Source organism: Aerococcus agrisoli (assembly GCF_003797145.1).
Lineage (GTDB): Bacteria > Bacillota > Bacilli > Lactobacillales > Aerococcaceae > Aerococcus > Aerococcus agrisoli.
In genome coordinates this window covers 1-611 of record NZ_RKMG01000090.1, presented here as the reverse complement: position 1 = coordinate 611, position 611 = coordinate 1, and the positions used below count along the sequence as shown (strand labels likewise).

Sequence of the window (611 nt, the reverse complement as noted above, 5' to 3'; positions counted from 1 at the left end):
ATTCAGTTTTCAAAGAACAAAGTTATATATTAGAGAGATAAATCTCTCAAAACTAAACAAAGAAGAGTCGAACGCTTGTGTATTCCGTAATATTCCTTAGAAAGGAGGTGATCCAGCCGCACCTTCCGATACGGCTACCTTGTTACGACTTCACCCCAATCATCTGTCCCACCTTCGGCGGCTGGCTCCTAAAAGGTTACCTCACCGACTTCGGGTGTTACAAACTCTCGTGGTGTGACGGGCGGTGTGTACAAGACCCGGGAACGTATTCACCGTGGCGTGCTGATCCACGATTACTAGCGATTCCGGCTTCATGCAGGCGAGTTGCAGCCTGCAATCCGAACTGAGAATGGCTTTAAGAGATTTGCTTGCCCTCGCGGGTTTGCGACTCGCTGTACCATCCATTGTAGCACGTGTGTAGCCCAAGTCATAAGGGGCATGCTGATTTGACGTCATCCCCACCTTCCTCCGGTTTGTCACCGGCAGTCTCATTAGAGTGCCCAACTGAATGCTGGCAACTAATAATAGGGGTTGCGCTCGTTGCGGGACTTAACCCAACATCTCACGACACGAGCTGACGACAACCATGCACCACCTGTCACTTTGTCCCC

Annotated in this window: 1 rRNA gene; it reads right to left on the bottom strand. The window is 50.4% G+C overall.

The features are described from left to right. Positions 1 to 100: 100 nt before the first annotated feature. A 16S ribosomal RNA gene (locus tag EF384_RS09625) occupies positions 101 to 611 on the bottom strand; the annotation flags it as partial.